Raw genomic sequence first — 16,513 nt, forward strand, 5'->3', positions numbered from 1 at the left:
CTCCGAGTGGTGGTGGCAGGGGGGCTTCAGGGGTGGCGGTAGGGGCGGGGGCGCCGCGCGGGTTCGGCGGTCCCGGGAGGCGGGTCAGCCGTCGCGGGCCGCGCCGAGGCACCGGGTGCGGGCACGCCGGAACACCTCCTCGGCGAGCGCCCGGTCGCCCGGGTCGTCCGTGCGGTACGCCCACGGCTGCGGCGTGTAGTACGGCCCGAGCGCCTCGAAGACGGGGACGGCCTCGGTGAAGCGGAGCGCCCCCCACAGGGCGTGCGCCAGGTGGTTGAGGTCGAGCAGCGACGCGGTGGCGGGCACGGCGTGGTCGAACCAGGCGAGCAGGGCGCGCAGCGCGTCGCGGGTGGCGTCCTCGGCGACCCAGTGCAGGTCGAGCGCCTTCTCCTGGCCGCGCTCGCGGCGGTAGCGCTCGACCCGCACGTACAGCGGCAGGACGTGCAGGGCGGAGCCGGGCGGGGCGGAACCGGCCGCCCACTGGACGAAGTTGACGGCCTCGGACAGCGACCCGGACGTGGGCTCGGGGCGGCGGGCGTAGAGGAACTGGAGCATCCGGTGGTACGCCTCGCGGTTGTGCGGGTCGCGCTTGTCGGCCTCCGCCAGCAGGCCCCACGGGCCGGGCGGCAGCATCGGGCCGGGCGGGCGCATGCGGTGCTCCTCCATGCGCTGGCCCTCGTCCAGTACGGCGAGGGCCAGCAGGCACACCCAGGGCACCGGGTCCCCCGGGGAGACCCGGGCGGCGGTGTGGCACGCCTGCCAGGCGAGCTGCCACAGCTCCTGGGTGCGCGGGTGCCGCTCGCGGTGGGCGCGTACGGCGCGCTCGACCGCGACCCGGGCGTGCATCACGGTGGCGGCGACGCTGTACGGATCCTCCGCCCGCCAGGCCTGTACGACGTCGGAGCCGGCGGCGACGGCCGCGAGCACCTGGGTGCGCTGGGTCCACAGCGCCCAGTCGGTGGTGCCGGCGAGGAGCTGGGCCATGGAGAGCCAGCGTCCGGTCCGCAGGTCCTGGACCACCGCGCGCAGGGCGGTGTCGTGTCCCGCGGGGTGGTAGACCGGCCGGAAGTCGTGGCCGGGCATCACCTCGTCCCCGGTGGCGGACAGGCCGGACGAGCGGCCGGGGATGGTGTGGTGGTCATGGATCCTCTGAGCGGGGGGTGGCGTGGAACACGGAACGGATGGCCGAACTGTCGGCCGATTACGGGGCGTTGATCGGCGATCACTATAGAGTGTGCTGGACGATTGCGATCCACTTTCGACAAAGGTCGTAACCATTCGGCCAAACAAGGAACTTGGCGAGAAGCCGGTGAGAAGTCGGAGGAGCCCGATGCCTGTTTCCGGCCCCGTGAGGGCGTGTGTGACGAGTGGAGGGGAGGAGCGATGACGGGCCCCGTCCTCGCCGTCGACCAGGGCACGTCGGGCACCAAGGCGCTGGTGGTCTGCCCCGAGCGGGGCGTGATCGGCTCCGGTACGGCCCCGGTGCGGCCGCGCCGGCTGCCGGGCGGGCGGGCCGAGGTCGATCCGCGCGAGCTGCTCGGTTCGGTCGTCGCCGCCGGGCGCGCGGCGCTGGCCGACGCCGGCGAACCGGTCGCGGCGGTGGGCCTCGCCAACCAGGGCGAGACCGTCCTGGCCTGGGACCCGCGGACGGGCGAGCCGCTCACCGACGCGATCGTCTGGCACGACAAGCGGGCGCGGGACGTCTGCGCGGAGCTCGCGCCGCACGCCGACGCGCTGCGCGAGACGACCGGGCTGCCGCTCGACCCGTACTTCGCCGCGCCGAAGATGGCCTGGATACGTCGCCGGCTCACGCGCGAGGGCGTGGTGACCACCAGCGACGTCTGGCTGACGCACCGGCTCACGGGCGGTGGCGCGTTCGTCACCGACGCGGCCACGGCCGGACGCACCCAGCTCCTCGACCTGGACACCGTCGACTGGTCGCCGTACGCGCTGGAGGTCTACGGGCTGGCCGGCGAGCGGCTGCCCGCCCTCGTGGACGCGGCGGGACCCGTGGGCACCACGTCGCTCTTCGGCGGACCCGGCGGCGCGGAGGTGCCGCTGACCGGCCTGCTCGTCGACCAGCAGGCGGCGCTCCTCGCGCAGGGCGCGACCGGGCCCGGCGCGGCCAAGTGCACGTACGGCACCGGGGCGTTCCTGCTGGCGCACACCGGCGACCGGCCCCGGCGCGGCGGCTCGGGCCTGGTCAGCTGCGTGGCGTGGCGGCTGCGCGGGCGGACCGCCTACTGCCTGGACGGGCAGGTGTACGCGGCCGCCTCGGCGGTGCGCTGGCTCACCGACCTCGGGGTCGTCGGCGGCGCGGCGGACCTCGACCCGGTGGGGTCCTCCGTGCCGGACGCGGGCGGCGTCACCTTCGTACCGGCGCTGGCGGGGCTCGCGGCGCCGTGGTGGCGGGACGACGTGCGCGGGTCGGTGACCGGGCTCGGTCTCGACACGACGGCCGGACACCTGGTGCGGGCGCTGTGCGAGGGTATCGCGGCGCAGGTCGTGGAGCTGGCGGCCGCGACGGGCGCAGAGCTGGGCGCGCCACTGGACGTGCTGCGCGTCGACGGCGGGCTGACCCGGTCGGCCCTGCTGATGCAGACGCAGGCGGATCTGCTGCAGCGCCCCGTCGAGGTCTCGGCGCTGCCCGACGCCACCGCTCTCGGCGCCGCCGTGCTGGCGCGGCTGGGCCTGGATCCCTCGCTCTCCGTGGAGCGGGCGCTGCCGGAGTGGAAGCCGTCCGCCGTCTACGAGCCGCGGGTGTCGGCGGCTGAGGCCGCCGAGCGGATGGGGGCCTTCCGGTCGGCGGTGGCGGCACTCGTGGACGGCTCGCGATGAGGGGGGCCGGGGCCGGGGCCGGGAGCAACGCCGGGACCGTGACGCGGGGCGGGCCGGTGCCGTCGGAGCCGTACGACGTGGTCGTCGTCGGCGCGGGGGTGGTGGGCTGCGCGATCGGGCGCGAACTGGCCCGTTTCCGGCTGCGCACGGCGGTCGTGGAGGCCGCCGCCGATGTCGGCGAGGGCACGTCGAAGGCGAACACCGCGATCCTGCACACCGGTTTCGACGCCGTGCCCGGGTCGCTGGAGGCGCGGCTCGTCCAAGACGGCTACCGGCGTCTCACCTCCTACGCCGCCGAGACCGGCATCCCGGTGGAGCGGGTCGGGGCGCTGCTCGTGGCCTGGGACGAGGAGCAGCTCGCCGCACTGCCCGCGCTCGCGGCGAAGGCCGAGCGGAACGACTACCGCCGGGCGCGGATCGTCGGCGCCGACGAGCTGTACGCCCGCGAGCCGCGTCTGGGCCCCGGCGCGCTCGGCGCGCTCGACGTGCCGGACGAGAGCATCGTCTGCCCGTGGACGACGACACTGGCGTACGCCACCCAGGCCGTGCGCGCCGGGGTCGACCTCCATCTGGGGTGCCGGGTCGAGTCGGTCCGCCCGGGCCGCGCGAGCCACGAACTGGTGACCGGGCGGGGCGTGCTGCGCACCCGCTACCTCGTCAACGCCGCCGGGCTGTACGCCGACGAGCTCGACCGGCACCTGGGGCACCACGACTTCACCGTACGGCCGCGGCGCGGGCAGCTCATCGTCTTCGACGCGTTCGCGCGCGGGCTGGTCCGGCACATCCTGCTGCCGGTGCCGACCGCGCTCGGCAAGGGCGTGCTGGTCTCCCCCACCGTGCACGGCAAGGTGCTGCTCGGGCCGACCGCCGAGGACCTGGACGACAAGGGCGCGACCGGCTCGACGGCCGAGGGGCTCGCGTTCCTCCGCGCGCACGGCCGCCGGATCCTGCCGGAACTGCTCGACGAGGAGGTCACGGCGGTCTACGCGGGGCTGCGCGCCGCCACCGAGGAGGACGACTACCGCATCGCCTGCCACGCCGGGCAGCGGTACGTAACGGTCGGCGGCATCCGCTCGACCGGGCTGTCCGCGTCCATGGCGATCGCCGCGCATGTGCGGGAACTGCTCGTGGAAGCGGGACTGGAGCCGGGTGCTGTGCGCGAGCTGCCCGAAGTGCGGATGCCGAACGTGGGCGAGGCGTTCCCGCGGCCGTACCTGGACGCGGAGCTCATCGCGGCGGACCCGGAGTACGGGACGATCGTCTGCCACTGCGAGCGCGTGACGCGCGGCGAGATCCGCGACGCGCTCGCCGCGACGATCCCGCCCGCCTCGCTGGACGGGCTGCGGCGCCGGACGCGGGCGCGGGGCGGGCGGTGCCAGGGCTCCGCGTGCGGGGCGGCGGTGCGCGCGCTGTTCGAGGAGGCCCGGTCATGAGCCGCCGTACGCGCACGGTCGACGTACTGGTGGTCGGCGCGGGACCGGCGGGGCGCGCCGCGGCCGCCCGGCTGGCCGCCGCGGGCGCGGGCACGGTCGAGGTGCTGGAGCGCGCGCCGTCCGACGGCCTGAAGGAACCGGGGGGCGCGGTACTGCGCGCGGGCGTCACCGCCACCGGGTGGGCGGGCCCGCGCACGCTCGACACGACGGGCCCCGGCGGGCTGGAGCGGATCACCGCGCGGGCGGTGGTGCTGGCGACCGGCGCCCGGGAGCGGCCGCGCGCCGCGCGCCTGGTGCCGGGGACCCGGGTGGCCGGAGTGCTGACGGCGGGCGAACTGCTGCGGACGGTGTACGCGTACGGGCACGGGCACGGTATCGGCACCCGGGCGGTGCTCGTCGGGCCCGACGAGCCGGTCGCCCGCCAAGCGGTGCGGGCGCTGCGCCGGGCGGGCGTGGAGGTGGCCGCGCTGGTCACGGAGGAGCCGCGAGGCCGGCCGGCGGTCTTCGGGCCCGGGTACGGGCGCGTCCCGGTGCTCGGCGAGACCGCGGTGGCCGAACTGCTGGGCCGCGGGCGCCTGTCGGGCGTGCGGCTGCGCCACCGCGACGGGCGGACCGCGACGGTGGCGTGCGACACCGTGGTGTTCAGCGGCGACTGGCTCCCGGAGCACGAACTGGCGCGGTACGGCGGTCTCGTGCTCGACCCCGGCACACGCGGCCCGGCGGTGGACGGCGCGTTCCGTACGTCGGAGGCGGGCGTGTTCGCGGTGGGCGACGTGCTGCACGCCGTGGAGGGCGCCGGGCGGGCGGCCGCCGAGGGCCGGGCGGTGGCGACGGCGGTCCTGGCGTACCTGGCGGGGCGTGCTCCCTGGCCGGAGCGGCCGGTTCCGGTGGTGGTGGACGCCCCGCTGCGGTGGGTGACGCCGAACCGCGTCGGCGGACCGGACGACGGCGGCTTCCTGCTGCGCGCGCGGGAGCGTCTGGTGCGGCCGGTGGTGTCGGTCCATCAGGACGGGCGGTTGCTGTACCGGCGGAGGGTGTGGCGCGTGGCCACGCCGTCCCGGTCGGTCGTGCTGCCGGGCGGCTGGACGGGCCGGGTCGACCCGGACGGCGGACCGGTACGGATCAGCGCAGCCCCGCCGCCTGGGCGGCGCGGCCGAGGACGTCGGTCAGCATGGCCGGGGTGAGGCGCCCGGTGAAGGTGTTGCGCTGGCTGACGTGGTAGCAGCCGAAGAGTTCGAGGCCCGGGCCGCCGTCCGTGGCCTCCAGGGTGAGGTGCGCGCCGTGCGCGAAGGCCGGGCGGGGGCGGGGCACCGACCAGCCGGCGGCGGTCAGCGCGGGCAGGACCGCCTGCCAGCCGAAGGCGCCGAGGACGACGAGCGCGCGGAGGGTGGGGCGCAGCAGCCGCAGCTCGCCGGCGAGCCAGGGGCGGCAGGTGTCGCGCTCGCCGGGCGTCGGCTTGTTGGCGGGCGGGGCGCAGTGGACCGGTGCGGTGACGCGCGTCCCGTGGAGGCGCAGCCCGTCGTCGCGGTGGGTCGCCTCCGCCTGGCTGGCGAGTCCCAGACCGTGCAGCGCGGCGTAGAGCACGTCGCCGGAGCGGTCGCCGGTGAACATGCGGCCGGTGCGGTTGCCGCCATGGGCGGCGGGGGCGAGGCCGACGACGAGCAGCGCGGCGTCGTCGGGGCCGAAGCCCGGGACGGGGCGGGCCCAGTAGTCCCAGCCCGCGTAGGCGCGGCGGCCCTCGCGGGCGATCTGCTCGCGCCAGGCGACCAGGCGGGGGCAGGCGCGGCAGTGGGTGACGCGCTCGTCGAGCCCGGGAACGGAGGCGGCGCGGGCGGCCTCGTACGCGGGGAAGTCCGCGTCGTCGGGCGTCGAGGGCATCGTGCTCCTCCCCTGTCGGTCTTTCGGGGTCCGTGTTCGACGCTAGCGCGGCGGCGCGTGTCCCCACGCACGGGGACGCGCGTGGGGACACTGTGCGGCATGACGGTGAAGCGAAGCGCGGGTCTGCTGCTGTTCCGTACCTCCGGCGGGCGCCTGGAGGTGCTCATCGCCCATATGGGCGGGCCGCTGTGGGCCTCGCGCGACACCGGGGCCTGGTCGGTCCCGAAGGGCGAGTACGAGGCGGACGAGTCGCCCGAGGGGGCGGCGCGCCGGGAGTTCGTGGAGGAGCTGGGACTGCCGGTGCCGGGCGGGGACGCGGTGCCGCTGGGTGAGGTGCGGCAGGCGAGCGGCAAGGTCGTCACGGTGTGGGCGGTGGAGGGCGATCTCGACCCGGAGGCGGTGGTGCCCGGCACCTTCACCATGGAGTGGCCGCGCGGCTCGGGCGTGACGCGGGAGTTCCCGGAGGTGGACCGCGTCGCGTGGTTCACGCCCGAGGAGGCGGCGCCCCGGCTGGTGTCGGCGCAGCGGGAGTTCCTGGAGCGGCTGGAACGGTACGTGCGCGAACGCTGATTGTCAGTGCCGTGCGGGAGAGTGGGACTCCCAACCGGTCGACGAGGAGCGAGAGATGACCAGCACCACCTTCGACATGCGCGAACGCGCGGCGGCCCAGGCGTACCTACGACTCGTGGAGGCCGCGCAGGCGGTGCTCGGCGACCCGGCGCTCGCGCCGATGGCCGGGGTGTACCTGTCGTCGTCGCTGGCGGAGGCCGACGAGGCGCTCGCCCGGGCGGGCCTGCGGGGCAACGAGACCCGCCTGCTGCGGCTGGCCTCGGCCCTGCGCACCGCGCCGCCGAGCCGGGCCCCGGAGTAGCCGGCGCGGGCGCCGACGGCCCGGGGCCGGTCCAGGGCGGGGGCGATCAGGCGTCGAGCCAGCCGTGGGAGCGGGCCAGGTCGGTGATTCCGGCGCGGACGCGCTTGAGCTGGGCGGCGGTCAGGGTGCCGTCCGCGTCGATGAGTGCCTCGGTCAGTTCGGCCTGGAACTCCGCCGTGGTGAGCACGTCCAGCGTGTCGTCGTCCGGGTCGTCGCCCAGAGCGGGCGCGGGCGCGGGCACCGTCGGGCGGCGCGCGGGCTGGTCGACGAGGCGGATCTCCGACGCCTTGGGGCCCTTGTCGCCCATCTCCAGGTAGAACTCCACCTCGCGCCCCGCCCGGTACAGGTACTTGTCGTCCACCAGGTCGTTCGCGTGCATGAACACGTCTTCGCCCCCTTCCCTGGGGACGATGAACCCATAACCACGGACCTCGTCGAACCGCAGGATCTTGCCCACCATCAACACAGCCGTTACCTCCACGCCAACACCGCTTCTGCGGCGTGAATCTACAGGCGCCGGCCACCGACGGGCACGGTCTGGGGAGCGAAGTCACCGAAGAGGTGGGTCACGGGCATGAGGACGGGCCCGGGGGTCCCGGGCCCGTGGTGGTCACGTGTGCGCGGAGGGGCGCTGCTCGAAGGGGCGCTGGTCAGCCAGACCAGCGCGGGCGCCGCACCCGGGGCGCCGGGGCGCTCCAGGGTGAAGGCCGTGTCGGTCATCGCCCGGGGGGTGGTGGGCAGGAGGATCAGCCGCGCTCCGCGCCCGGCGGGGTCGCCCCGGGCGGTGTCGGCGGCGCGGACGGCCAGGCGGGCCGCGGCGTCGAGGACGCCGGTGCCGCCGAGGGCGACGACCACGGAGCCGGGCGCGGGGCGCACGGTCCAGGGGGTGTCGGGGGTGTCCGGCGCCGTCAGCACGCGCACGGGGGCGGCCGGGCCGAGGAGGCGCTCCGCCCAGGCGGTGTGCGCCGCGGGCAGACCCGCACGCGTGACCAGCCAGAAGGCGTCCGGTGCGAGCCCGGCGGCGCGCCGGGGGAGCTCGTCGCGGCCGTCGTCACCGCTCCGTACGAGGACGGGGTAGTGGACGTTGCCGGCGAGCATGGCGCGGTCGGTGTTCGGTGCGGAAGTGGTGCGCATCATGGGGGGCTCGCTCACCGGGTGGGGTTCGGAATGTCGCCCCTTCAAGCTCCGGCGCCCGGCGTCCCCGCGGCATGAGGCCCCGGCCCCCATGCGGACCCGTCCCCCGCCCGGGTGTGCCCGGGACAAGCGGGGGCCGGGAGTGGGACAGGCCGCCCGTGACGCCCCGGGACCCGGGCCCCGCCCACCCCTGGGGGCGCGTCACCCGGGAAACCGGGCACGCCGTCCGCCCGGAAGTCCACACGGGCCCGCACTGGTGTCCGCAAACGCCGCGACGTTCCCGGCCCGGGTGGCATACGATCATGGTCGGCGGTCGCCTCACCCGGTACCGCCCGCCGTCCCCCCGGCCATGGAGGTCAACCGTGCTCAGGACAACCGTCGGCAAGCGCGCCCCTCGTCCCCGTACCGTCCTCACCGCCTGTGCCACGGTGGCCGGGCTGGTGCTGGTCGCCGGGTGCGGCAACGGCGACGAGGGGCCCGGTGAGGCCGCGGGCGGGGTGCCCGTCGTCGAGAAGGGCAAGCTGACCGTCTGCACCCATCTGCCGTACCCGCCGTTCCAGTTCGAGCGGAACGGCGAGATCGTCGGCTTCGACGTGGCGCTGGTCGACCTCGCGGCGAAGAACCTCAAGGTCGAACAGAAGATCCTCGACACGCCGTTCGAGAACTTCAAGACGGGCGCGTTCCTCAACTCCGGCAAGTGCGACCTCGCCGCCGCCGGTATGACGATCACCGACGAGCGCAAGAAGAACGTCGACTTCTCCGTCCCGTACTTCGACGCCACCCAGGCCCTCCTGGCGAGCAAGAAGAGCGGCGCCACCACCCTCGCGGATGTCAAGGCGAAGAAGCTGAAGCTGGGCGCGCAGGCGGAGACCACCGGTGAGAGCTACGCCAAGAGCCAGGGCTTCGACCCGGTGGCGTTCGAGAGCTCCGACGCCGTGCTCAACGGGCTGCGCACCGGCCAGGTCGACGCGGTCGTCATCGACTACCCGGTCGTGCAGGGCTGGCTGAAGGAGAAGGCCACCGCCGACGCGTTCACGCTCGGCCAGAACATCGAGACCGGTGAGCAGTACGGCTTCTCGGTGAAGAAGGGCAACGACAAGCTGCGCGCCGCGATCGACAAGGCGATCACGGACGCCAAGGCCGACGGCACGTACAAGAAGATCTACGAGGAGTGGATCGGCCCGATGCCCAAGGGCGTGTCGTGACCTCACGGCTGACGCGGCGCCAGCGGCGGCGGGTATCGCAGGGCCTGCAGTACGCGGTCTTCGTCGCCGCCCTCGTCCTGCTCGGCGTCCTGGCCGACTGGGACCGCCTGCAGAACCAGTTCGCGCAGGCGGACCTGGCCACGCGGCTCTTCCCCGACATCATCACCACCGCGCTGCGCAACACGGTGGTGTACACCCTCTCCGGGTTCGTCTTCGGCCTCGTGCTGGGCCTGGTCATCGCCCTGATGCGGCTGTCGTCGGTGGCGCCGTACCGGTGGGCCGCGAGCATCTACATCGAGATCTTCCGGGGGCTGCCCGCCCTGCTGATCTTCATCTTCGTCGGGGTCGCCGTGCCGCTGGCGTTCCCCGGTACGGAGATCCCCGGGGGCACGTACGGCAACGTCGCCCTCGGCCTCGGGCTGGTGGCCGCGGCGTACATGGCGGAAACGATTCGGGCGGGCATCCAGGCCGTGCCGAAGGGCCAGATGGAGGCGGCGCGTTCGCTGGGCTTCTCACACGCCCGCGCCATGGTGTCGGTGATCCTGCCGCAGGCGTACCGGATCATCATCCCCCCGCTGACCAACCAGCTGGTGCTGCTGTTCAAGGACTCCTCGCTGGTGCTGTTCCTCGGGGTGACGCTCCAGGAGCGGGAGCTCACCAAGTTCGGGCGGGACCTGGCCAGCCAGACCGCCAACTCCACGCCCATCCTCGTCGCCGGGCTGTGCTACCTGCTGGTGACGATTCCGCTGAGCCTGGTGGCCCGACGCCTCGAGGCCCGTGCCGCCAGGGCGAAGTGAGGGACGTTCGATGCCAGAGAACGAGATCGAGATCCGGGGCCTGTACAAGTCCTTCGGCGACAACGAGGTGCTGCGCGGCATCGACCTGGACGTGGCCACCGGTGAGGTGGTGTGCGTCATCGGCCCGTCCGGCTCGGGGAAGTCGACGCTGCTGCGCTGCGTGAACCTGCTGGAGGAGCCCACCAAGGGCCAGGTGTTCGTGGGCGGTACGGACGTCACGGACCTGGACGTCGACATCGACGCCGTACGCCGCCGGATCGGCATGGTGTTCCAGCAGTTCAACCTCTTCCCGCACGTGACGGTCACCGAGAACCTCACGCTGCCGCAGCGGCGGGTGCTGAAGCGCGGCAAGGAGCACGCGGCGAGGGTCGCCCGGGAGAACCTGACGCGCGTCGGGCTCGCCGACAAGGCGGACGCCTATCCGGCGCAGCTGTCCGGCGGCCAGCAGCAGCGGGTGGCGATCGCCCGGGCGCTGGCGATGGGCCCCGAGGTGATGCTCTTCGACGAGCCGACGTCGGCGCTCGATCCGGAGCTCGTCGGCGATGTGCTGTCGGTCATGCGGATGCTGGCGTCGGAGGGCATGACGATGATGGTCGTCACGCACGAGATGAGCTTCGCCCGGGAGGTCGCCGACCGGGTGGTGTTCATGGACGGCGGCGTGATCGTCGAGGAGGGCCCGGCCGCGCAGGTGGTCGGCGACCCGCGCCACGAGCGCACCCGCCACTTCCTGACCCGCATCCTGGACCCAGCGGCGGCGCCCGGCCCCGAGGAGCCGTCCTAGCCGCCGGCCCGGACAGCAGGTATGCCCTCGCCGGTCTCGGCGGCCTGCGTCCAGGCGACTTCCCGGGTTGAAGCACGGGCCGCTTGCAGTGAGGCGAGTGCAGCCTCACGGCCGTCGGCGAGCATCACCGCCAGGTCGGTGGCGACCCGGCCCGGATCATGTCCGGTCCCGCGTGGCCGAAGCGACCTGAGCGCGGCGGAGTACGCGGCGGTCAGCCCGGTGACTTCAGCGAGATCGGCCGGCAACCGCGCCCCGGCGTGCCCGACCACCCCCGAACCATCGGCACCGACATGGACCCTGGGACGCAACCCGATAGTCGGCACGTAGAAAGCGCCCTCCGCCTGGACCGACGGAACTCCTCAGCAAGGTTCGTCGCCCCAGGTTAGGAAGGCACTTTCGCGCTTCCGCCCCACCGCCAGCCGTACCCAAGTGAAACGGCGAGGCTAGGGCACGTAGCGGTACCAGGGGGTCCAGGTGGAGCCCTCCTGCTGCGCGTAGATCTGCGTGCCTCCGGCGGTGGCGGCATAGACCCGGTGGTATCCGGACGCCCGGATCTGCGTGCCGACCATGGTCCAGGCGACTCCGTTGCTCACCCGGACAGGTCCGTTGCTGCTGCCCGAAATACGGTAGACGTAGTTGTTCGGCGGGCTGATGAAGAAGACTTCGTCCCTGACGCCGTCACCCGTCCAGTCCGCGTTCAGATATGCGCCAGTTCGGCAGACCACGGCAACCACATGTCCCCATGCCGTGATCTGGCAGGCTCCTGGCGAGTCCGGAGAAGCCGGGGTGTGCGTCGCCGCCTGGGATGTGGTCGTGGTCATGAGGACGACGCCGAGAATTCCGCACATCATCAGTGCCAGTTTTCGCATACGCATTCGTACCTCCCGTGGTTGACCGGTACGGAATGCCGGTTACGCGCCCCAGAAAGGGTTGATGACCCACCTGGTGTACCAGCTCTCCGTCGGAGCCCCGGAGTTGTAGAACTTCACTCGTGCATATGCCAGGGTTTCACCGTTCTGGAAATAGGTGAGGAAGACGTTCCGCCATTCGTAGCAGGCCTTGTCGCCGATCGGCACCCGGAACACCGACGGGGCGGTCCGAATCTGCCCGTTGACGTACCCCTGGAGCACAGCCGTCGCCTGGTTCTTGTCCGCCGGCGTCGCGTCGCACAGTTGCAAGGTGATGTCTTCGAGGCGGTTGACATTCACCCATTGGCCGCTCCAGTCCACCGAGATTTGGTGCCCGTCTCCGGACGGAAACTGCGTGGCCGCCGAGGCGGAGCCCGAGAGAACCGTGGTCAACGCGCATGCGATGCCGGCCATCACGGCGACACCTTTGATCGTGAACTTGTTCATCTTCAAGTCAGCGAACCCCTATGCGCAGTTGATTGTGTGGGACCAGTGGCTGAGCACCCCGCAGGCTAGCAGTCTTACGTTCTCCTGGGCAGGGGAAAGCGGCCCGGTCACCGCCCTCGCAACCGTCCCGTACGCGTACGGGACGCTATCCGGCCAGAACGATTTCGAATTCGGGTCATCTTGCTCATGCGGACGGGCTCGATGATCGGGTACCCGAAGGAGAAGGAAGTCTGGATGCTGCGGTCTGGCAAGGCGCACCGGTGGGCCAGGACCAGGTAACCGGCGATGAGCAGCGGCGCATACGGCAGGTCGAGCACGTACCCGACGGTGCGGCCGCGGATCTCGGCGGTGACGGGCCGGGTGGCGAGGCAGTACGCCAGGGCGGCGGCTGTCACGACTCCGGTGGCGGCCGGGGCGGCGAGGCGCCGGCGGCCCCCGGCGGCGCGGCGGCCAGCACGCCGAACAGCACCCACACCGGCAGCAGCGGCAGCGCGATCACCGCCCAGGCGAAGGTCGCCGGGCCACTGCCTCCGCCCGCGCGCCACACGGCGGCCTCGACGATCTGGTGGGCGCCCAGGAGCAGCGGCAGCGCGGCGAGCGGCAGTTCACGGGCCCGGCGCGCCCGCGCCGTACAGGCCACGCCGATCGCGGCGACGACCGTGCCCGCCGCGAGATCGGCCGTGGCGCTCCAGCACATGGTGGGCACCGTACGGGGGCGACCGATCAACGGTCCGGAGGCGAACCGGACCGGTACTCCTTCCTCGGCTCCTGCCTGGTCCGCCCGGGCCTGCGCGGGGTGAGGGACGCGGTGGCGCGCCGGTGGTCCCGTTCACCTGGTCGACTGACGCCGCCGCTCCTCGCCGACGCGGCCGGGGCCCCGCTGCCACGCTGACGGCATGTCGTGGTTTCCGGGCCGCCTGCGGCGGCAGCGCGTGCGGCGCACCGTGCTCGTCCTCCTGCTGGGTCTGGTCAGTCTCGGGCTGGTCGTGGCCATGTTGGTGGCCGGGCTGGACACGGGCGATCCGCTGGCGAGCGTCCTCGGCCTGTTCGTCGGGCTCGCCGGGCTGGCGCTCTCCGCCGCCGACTTCCTGCGCGGACAGGAGGCGCCGCCGCCCGACCCCGGGGAGCTCGCCGACGACCTGGCGCGGATCCTGCGGGCGCAGTGGTTGGAGGAGGCCGAGTCCCGTCGGCTGCGCGATCCGCGGGTGCTGCCGCTGGTGTGGAGCGCCACCCGGCGCGACGTCGGCGACCGGGCCGAGACGGTCGTACGGGCCGGAGGCGGGGCGGGCGGCGGGGGGCCTCTGTCTGCCGGTGACCGGGTGCCGGGGCAGGGCGCGGGGCCCCGGGTCGTACGGCTGCGGCTGGACGGCCGGCTCGACGGGCGGTTCGAGGAGGCGGTCGCCGGGCTCGCGGCCGGGTACCGGCAGATCGGCAGTGGACGGCTGGTGGTCCTCGGCGAGCCCGGCGCCGGGAAGACCGTGCTCGCCCTGCTGCTCACCCTCGGGCTGCTGGAGCCCCGGGAGTCCGGCGGGCCGGTGCCGGCGCTGCTGCCCGTGTCGTCCTGGGACCCGGTCTGCGAGTCGCTGGACGACTGGCTGGTGCGGCGCCTGGCGGAGTCGTACTACGCGGGCCGCACCGAGATCCCGCGCTCCCTGCTGCTGCACGGGCTGCTGCTGCCGGTCCTGGACGGGCTGGACGAGATCCCGGAGTCCGCGCGGCGCAGTGCGGTGCGCGCCCTGAACCGCGCGCTGGGCCGGGAGCGGCCGGTCGTGGTGACCTGCCGGTCGGCGGAGTACGAGGACGTCGTCAAGGCGGGGTCGCCCGCGCTGCACCGCGCGCCCGTCGTGGAGATCAGCCCGGTCGCCCCACGGGACGCCATCCCGTATCTGGCGGACGTGGCCTGGCCGGAGGAGTCCGACTGGTCGGCGGTGTACGAGCGGCTGCGTACGCGCCCGGACAGCCCGGTGGCCGGGGCCCTGTCCACCCCGCTGATCATCTCGATGGCCCGCACGGTGTACGAGCGGTGCGGCGGGCAGCCGGCGGAGCTCGTCGACGAGGAGCGGTTCCCCAGCCGGCACGCGGTGGAGGACCACCTCATCGAACGCTTCGTGGACGCGGCGTACGCACCGGGCGCCGTGCCCGCCGAGGGCGAGGGCGGCTCCACGGCCCCGGATCCCGCGAAGGCGCGGGAGTGGCTGACGTTCCTCGCCCTGTATCTGCACCGGTACGGCGAGCGCGATCTGGCGTGGTGGCTCATGAGCCCCCGGCTGCTGTCGGCGTGGGCGGCGCCGGGGATCGGGCTGGCGTTCGGCGCGCTGCTGGCGGTGGCGGTGGGGCTGGGGCTGTCCCTCTTCGCCCCGGAGCGCGGCGTGGACGGCGCGGTGATCGGCGTCAGCGTCGGGATCGGCGCCGCCTTCACCGTCCTCACCATGCTGATCTGGTACGCGACGGCGGGCCGGCTGCCGGGCCGGCCGTCGTTCACCGTGCGCGGCGCGGTGCCCCGGCTGCGCCGGGGGTTCGTGGCCGGGCTGGCGGTCGCGGCGATCCCGGCGGTGGTGGTCATCGGCATCATGGCCCTGGTCGGCGCGGTGGACGGGTTGTCGCGGGAGGAGGCGGCGACGCTGCTGGACGCGGTGACGTTCGCCGTCGCCCTGATGGTGGTGGTCGGCTGCGGTGTCGCCGTGCACGAGTGCCTGGACGCGCCTCCCGGCCAGGCGGCCCGGGCGGAGCCGGGCGCGTCCCTCCGCGACGACCGTCGCTCGGCGCTGATCGGTGCCCTGGCCACCGGGGCGGTGGTGGGACTCGGCGCGTTTCCGGTGCTGGTGCTGACGCGACTGCCGGTGTCGCTCCTCGCGGCCGCGTGGCACGGGTGGCGGCACGAGCCCGCGCTCGCGGACGTGGTCTTCGCCCGGATCCATGAGCAGGCCGGGTGGTTCGGGCTGTACGAGGACGGCGAGTGGCACGTCGCCCTGTTCGTCGCCGAGTGCTGCGTGCTGCCGGGCCTGGTGACGGCCCTGCTGATCCTGTTGTCGCGGGCGTGGACCCGGTTCCTGCTGCTGCGCCTGGTGGCGGTGGTGCGCGGCCGGCTGCCGTGGCGGTTCATGGGGTTCCTCGCCGACGCCCATCGCAGGGGTGTCCTGCGCGGGTCCGGCGGCCAGTACCAGTTCCGGCACGTGCGTCTCCAGGAGACGCTGGTGGCCCGGGCGGCGCCGGGTGTCGCGCCCACGGTGCCCCGGCTCGTCGGTCCCTCGCGCCGCCCGCTGGCGCGGGTGAAGGCCGGTGCGGCGGTGGCGGCCCTGACGCTCGTCGTCGGCACGCCGCTCGCCTTCCCGGAGGATGCCTCCACCGCCACGCTGATCCCCCGCCATCCGGTGCACACCCTGGCGTTCGTACGCGGCGTGGTGGTGGCGAGCGACGGTGAGACGGTGTCCCGCTGGAACGCGGCCACCGGCGATCCGCTCTCCGTGCGTTCCCTGCGCCGTGATCAGCTGGTGGACGTCGAGCGCTCACTCGACCTGCCCGCACTGGCGCGGCTCCTCCCGGAGGGAGTAGGAGAGGAGGACGAGGCCCCCGGCGTCCTGGAGGCGCGCAGCGGGCGGCACATCGAGGCCGACGCGCTGGCGAGGACCGGCGATCGTGACCGGGTCCTGATCGGATACTGCGACGGTCCTCTGCTCGTCTGGGACCTGGACGAGCGGCGGCTCGTCGCGAGGACCGCCGCGCCGCGCGGTCCGTCGACCTGTGGTGGCCCCACTCCCGTCAGCGGAGACCTGAACACCCTGGCCGCCGTCGGCGGCGAGGACCCCTGCGTCGTCGGCGTGTGGAACACCGGGTCGGGGAAGCTCAGGGCGAGGCTCCGCCCGTGCGCGCGGCACGGCGCGTTCCTCCCGCACTTCGTCGAGGCGCTGGCCCTGAGCCATGACGGCCGCTTCCTCGCCACCGGTGACAGCGGCGGCGTCGTCCGGGTCTGGGACACCCACGCACGCGAGGAGGTGGGGCGACCGCTCATCGGGCACGACACCCGGGACGCCGTCTTCCGCATCGCCTTCGACACCGGCGGCCGCCGCCTCGCCACGTACAGCGGTGACGGCACCATCCGGGTGTGGCCCTTCGGATGAGGGGGATCGTTTCGCGCGATCCGGGTACCCGAACCCCCTCCCGCAGCCGAGGAAAGGGGAGGACCGAGCACCGTGAGGAACCATTCGCACGACGCCACCCGGC

15 protein-coding genes and 2 pseudogenes are annotated in these 16,513 nt (G+C 74.0%); 9 read left to right on the forward strand and 8 right to left on the reverse strand.

Going from position 1 to position 16,513, the window contains the following annotated elements; genetic code table 11:
- Positions 1 to 84 precede the first annotated feature (84 nt).
- Complete coding sequence (locus ABZX67_RS15005; RefSeq protein WP_355359451.1) at positions 85 to 1,083, reverse strand: hypothetical protein; 999 nt, start codon at positions 1,081 to 1,083, stop codon at positions 85 to 87.
- 300 nt (positions 1,084 to 1,383) lie between these two features.
- On the opposite strand from ABZX67_RS15005, the gene ABZX67_RS15010 reads away from it, so the two are divergent.
- From ABZX67_RS15010 to ABZX67_RS15020, 3 genes are read left to right on the forward strand one after another with little or no spacing between them, the layout of a single operon-like run.
- Positions 1,384 to 2,838, forward strand: a complete 1,455-nt coding sequence (locus tag ABZX67_RS15010) for an FGGY family carbohydrate kinase (RefSeq protein WP_355359454.1) — start codon at positions 1,384 to 1,386, stop codon at positions 2,836 to 2,838.
- Entirely contained in the window at positions 2,835 to 4,271 is a 1,437-nt protein-coding gene (locus ABZX67_RS15015) for an FAD-dependent oxidoreductase (protein WP_355359457.1), read from the forward strand. Before ABZX67_RS15010 ends, ABZX67_RS15015 begins: the two co-directional genes overlap by 4 nt.
- Positions 4,268 to 5,455 (forward strand): oxidoreductase, encoded by a 1,188-nt coding sequence (locus tag ABZX67_RS15020; protein ID WP_355359460.1) that lies wholly within the window; start codon positions 4,268 to 4,270, stop codon positions 5,453 to 5,455. The genes ABZX67_RS15015 and ABZX67_RS15020 overlap by 4 nt, the downstream gene beginning before the upstream one ends.
- Here ABZX67_RS15020 and ABZX67_RS15025 read toward each other — a convergent pair.
- Positions 5,394 to 6,149: a uracil-DNA glycosylase gene (locus ABZX67_RS15025; RefSeq protein WP_355359463.1), complete on the reverse strand. Its 756-nt coding sequence runs from the start codon at positions 6,147 to 6,149 to the stop codon at positions 5,394 to 5,396. The two genes, ABZX67_RS15020 and ABZX67_RS15025, sit on opposite strands and share 62 nt — an antisense overlap.
- Positions 6,150 to 6,248: 99 nt before the next feature.
- Between ABZX67_RS15025 and ABZX67_RS15030 the strand changes: the two genes are divergently transcribed.
- Both ABZX67_RS15030 and ABZX67_RS15035 read left to right on the forward strand, forming a co-directional pair.
- Positions 6,249 to 6,719 carry an NUDIX domain-containing protein gene (locus tag ABZX67_RS15030; RefSeq protein WP_355359466.1) on the forward strand — a complete coding sequence of 157 codons (471 nt, stop codon included), beginning with the start codon at positions 6,249 to 6,251 and terminating at the stop codon, positions 6,717 to 6,719.
- 55 nt (positions 6,720 to 6,774) lie between these two features.
- A complete protein-coding gene (locus ABZX67_RS15035; protein ID WP_355359469.1) occupies positions 6,775 to 7,020 on the forward strand; it encodes a hypothetical protein in 246 nt (81 codons plus the stop codon).
- Between the two features lie 46 nt (positions 7,021 to 7,066).
- Here the strand turns inward: ABZX67_RS15035 and ABZX67_RS15040 are convergent, their stop codons facing one another.
- Both ABZX67_RS15040 and ABZX67_RS15045 read right to left on the reverse strand, forming a co-directional pair.
- Entirely contained in the window at positions 7,067 to 7,486 is a 420-nt protein-coding gene (locus tag ABZX67_RS15040; RefSeq protein WP_355359668.1) for a cold shock domain-containing protein, read from the reverse strand.
- A gap of 41 nt (positions 7,487 to 7,527) precedes the next feature.
- Complete coding sequence (locus ABZX67_RS15045) at positions 7,528 to 8,157, reverse strand: hypothetical protein (protein ID WP_355359472.1); 630 nt, start codon at positions 8,155 to 8,157, stop codon at positions 7,528 to 7,530.
- 425 nt (positions 8,158 to 8,582) lie between these two features.
- Here ABZX67_RS15045 and ABZX67_RS15050 point away from each other — a divergent pair, with 425 nt between their 5' ends.
- The 3 genes from ABZX67_RS15050 to ABZX67_RS15060 are packed head-to-tail and all read left to right on the forward strand — an operon-like array spanning position 8,583 to position 10,937.
- The gene (locus ABZX67_RS15050; protein WP_355359672.1) at positions 8,583 to 9,359 is read left to right on the forward strand and encodes an ABC transporter substrate-binding protein; all 777 of its coding nucleotides are present in this window, start codon (positions 8,583 to 8,585) and stop codon (positions 9,357 to 9,359) included.
- Positions 9,326 to 10,156 carry an amino acid ABC transporter permease gene (locus ABZX67_RS15055; protein WP_355359475.1) on the forward strand — a complete coding sequence of 277 codons (831 nt, stop codon included), beginning with the start codon at positions 9,326 to 9,328 and terminating at the stop codon, positions 10,154 to 10,156. The genes ABZX67_RS15050 and ABZX67_RS15055 overlap by 34 nt, the downstream gene beginning before the upstream one ends.
- Before the next feature lie 10 nt (positions 10,157 to 10,166).
- Positions 10,167 to 10,937 carry an amino acid ABC transporter ATP-binding protein gene (locus tag ABZX67_RS15060; protein WP_355359478.1) on the forward strand — a complete coding sequence of 257 codons (771 nt, stop codon included), beginning with the start codon at positions 10,167 to 10,169 and terminating at the stop codon, positions 10,935 to 10,937.
- Between the two features lie 35 nt (positions 10,938 to 10,972).
- On the opposite strand, the pseudogene ABZX67_RS15065 reads toward ABZX67_RS15060, so the two are convergent.
- From ABZX67_RS15065 to ABZX67_RS15080, 4 genes and pseudogenes are all read right to left on the reverse strand, one after another.
- Positions 10,973 to 11,260: pseudogene (locus tag ABZX67_RS15065) on the reverse strand (IS1380 family transposase); the annotation flags it as partial.
- Between the two features lie 120 nt (positions 11,261 to 11,380).
- Entirely contained in the window at positions 11,381 to 11,806 is a 426-nt protein-coding gene (locus ABZX67_RS15070) for a hypothetical protein (RefSeq protein WP_355359481.1), read from the reverse strand.
- A 42-nt stretch (positions 11,807 to 11,848) separates the two neighbouring features.
- A complete protein-coding gene (locus ABZX67_RS15075; RefSeq protein ID WP_355359484.1) occupies positions 11,849 to 12,292 on the reverse strand; it encodes a hypothetical protein in 444 nt (147 codons plus the stop codon).
- A gap of 269 nt (positions 12,293 to 12,561) precedes the next feature.
- Positions 12,562 to 12,989: pseudogene (locus ABZX67_RS15080) on the reverse strand (DUF6629 family protein); the annotation flags it as partial.
- Between the two features lie 199 nt (positions 12,990 to 13,188).
- Here ABZX67_RS15080 and ABZX67_RS15085 point away from each other — a divergent pair.
- Entirely contained in the window at positions 13,189 to 16,410 is a 3,222-nt protein-coding gene (locus tag ABZX67_RS15085) for a hypothetical protein (RefSeq protein ID WP_355359487.1), read from the forward strand.
- The last annotated feature ends 103 nt before the right edge of the window (positions 16,411 to 16,513 follow it).

The sequence above is a fragment of the Streptomyces sp. NPDC003036 genome (assembly GCF_040611175.1).
GTDB lineage: Bacteria > Actinomycetota > Actinomycetes > Streptomycetales > Streptomycetaceae > Streptomyces.

Excerpts from the sequence above, each read along its gene's own strand:
- ABZX67_RS15005 (WP_355359451.1), bottom strand. The coding sequence starts at position 1,083 with ATGCCCGGCCACGACTTCCGGCCGGTCTACCACCCCGCGGGACACGAC.
- ABZX67_RS15010 (WP_355359454.1), top strand. The coding sequence starts at position 1,384 with ATGACGGGCCCCGTCCTCGCCGTCGACCAGGGCACGTCGGGCACCAAG.
- ABZX67_RS15015 (WP_355359457.1), top strand. The coding sequence starts at position 2,835 with ATGAGGGGGGCCGGGGCCGGGGCCGGGAGCAACGCCGGGACCGTGACG.
- ABZX67_RS15020 (WP_355359460.1), top strand. The coding sequence starts at position 4,268 with ATGAGCCGCCGTACGCGCACGGTCGACGTACTGGTGGTCGGCGCGGGA.
- ABZX67_RS15025 (WP_355359463.1), bottom strand. The coding sequence starts at position 6,149 with ATGCCCTCGACGCCCGACGACGCGGACTTCCCCGCGTACGAGGCCGCC.
- ABZX67_RS15030 (WP_355359466.1), top strand. The coding sequence starts at position 6,249 with ATGACGGTGAAGCGAAGCGCGGGTCTGCTGCTGTTCCGTACCTCCGGC.
- ABZX67_RS15035 (WP_355359469.1), top strand. The coding sequence starts at position 6,775 with ATGACCAGCACCACCTTCGACATGCGCGAACGCGCGGCGGCCCAGGCG.
- ABZX67_RS15045 (WP_355359472.1), bottom strand. The coding sequence starts at position 8,157 with ATGATGCGCACCACTTCCGCACCGAACACCGACCGCGCCATGCTCGCC.
- ABZX67_RS15060 (WP_355359478.1), top strand. The coding sequence starts at position 10,167 with ATGCCAGAGAACGAGATCGAGATCCGGGGCCTGTACAAGTCCTTCGGC.
- ABZX67_RS15070 (WP_355359481.1), bottom strand. The coding sequence starts at position 11,806 with ATGCGAAAACTGGCACTGATGATGTGCGGAATTCTCGGCGTCGTCCTC.
- ABZX67_RS15075 (WP_355359484.1), bottom strand. The coding sequence starts at position 12,292 with ATGAACAAGTTCACGATCAAAGGTGTCGCCGTGATGGCCGGCATCGCA.
- ABZX67_RS15085 (WP_355359487.1), top strand. The coding sequence starts at position 13,189 with ATGTCGTGGTTTCCGGGCCGCCTGCGGCGGCAGCGCGTGCGGCGCACC.